General features: G+C 39.0%; 2 protein-coding genes. One reads left to right on the forward strand and one right to left on the reverse strand.

Annotated features, from left to right (window positions below):
* Window positions 1-1,327, forward strand: a 1,327-nt coding sequence (locus QVO51_RS00210) for a recombinase family protein (RefSeq protein ID WP_288167647.1), incomplete at its 5' end; no start/stop codon positions are given.
* Between the two features lie 10 nt (window positions 1,328-1,337).
* Here the strand turns inward: QVO51_RS00210 and QVO51_RS00215 are convergent.
* Window positions 1,338-1,583, reverse strand: a 246-nt coding sequence (locus QVO51_RS00215; RefSeq protein WP_288167648.1) for a hypothetical protein, incomplete at its 5' end; no start/stop codon positions are given.

Raw genomic sequence — 1,583 nt, forward strand, 5'->3', positions numbered from 1 at the left:
GTCACAGACAAGTGGAAAACTTTTAATCTCTGTTTTGTCTGCGGTTGCAGAAATAGAAAGAGAAAATATCATTGAACAGACAATGAATGGACGGAGAGAAAAAGCACGACAAGGTGGGTGGAATGGTGGATTTGCACCATACGGATATTATCTGAAAGACAATCAGCTCTTGATAGAAGAAACGGAAGCTGAAGCAATCAGAATTATATTTGATAAATTTGCTAATTCTGATATAGGACTTGGCGGAGTAGCAAAATATCTTAATCTTCAAGGTATAAAGAAGATACCTCGTCAGAACGGCACATTGGAAACTTGGAGCAGTCATTTTATACGGTTGATATTAGACAATCCTGTTTATTGTGGAAAGATTGCTTATGGCAGAAGAACACGAGAAAAGGTAAAAGGTACAAAAAATGAATATAAGCAGGTTCATGCAGAGGATTACATTCTGGAAGATGGACAACATGAAGGAATTATCAGCGAGGAATTGTGGCAAAAGGTTCACGCAAAGCGTATGGCAACAGGAATTAAACAGCCATCCAAAATCGGTAAGGATAGGTCACACCTTTTGACGGGGATATTAAAGTGTCCCCTTTGTGGAAGTTCAATGTATACGAACAAACACGCTTGGACAAATAAAGACGGCACATACAAAGAGGTTTACTATTATATTTGTGGTAGAAATAAGCAGGAGCGAGGACATCATTGTGATTATAAAGCATCGCTAAGAAAAACAGATATTGAGCCACTTGTAATTGAAGCTGTTAAGGAATTGGTAAGCGATAAGTATTTTGCAAAAGAGATTGAAAAGCGTATTGGCGTACAGACCGATACAACAGCTATTGATAAGGAACTTGCCAATTACGAGAGTAAGCTGAAAGAAGTAGATTTGAATAAAGCCCGTCTGGAACGAGAGATTGATAATCTGCCTATTGCTGCTCGTTTCAGAGAAAGGAAAATCCACGACATGACTTTAAGACTTGATGCCTTGTATGATACGATTGTAGAGTTGGAAGAACGGATTGAAGATGCAAAGCTGAGAAAAAGTTCTATCGAAATGGAAACAATCACTCTGGACAATATTTACAAGCTTATGCTGAATTTCGGAAAGCTCTATGATATAATAAGTGACGAGGAAAAGAAAAGCCTTATTACTTATCTTATAAAAGAAATTCAGATATATCCAAATGGGGAGTCAGAGCAGCCTTTGAAGTCGATAGAGTTTAATTTCCCAATATATCGGGATGGTCAAGAGGTAAGGCGGCTCTTGTGGGAAAAAGGTAATACCGTTGAGTGCGTGGTTCTGCTGTCACGGCAGAAAGCCTAAAACGACGTATTTATGCGGATAATTGGCACTTGACCTTTTCAAGTATATTTCCCTGCACACTCATTTTGCTGTATGCGGAAACAGGTAAAAGGGCAAAATGGCATACACGGCACATCTGACAACCAATCCGCACACTTTGATTTTTGACAACCAAATCACGCACTCGATTTAGGGTGCGTGAAACTGCTTTTTCCGATTTTTCAGTGTGTGGATTGAATGTCGTACTGAAAAACAGCGTAAAATCGCCAAAAACGAA

Source organism: Ruminococcus sp. CAG:379 (assembly GCF_000434255.1).
Lineage (GTDB): Bacteria > Bacillota > Clostridia > Oscillospirales > Ruminococcaceae > Ruminococcus_F > Ruminococcus_F champanellensis.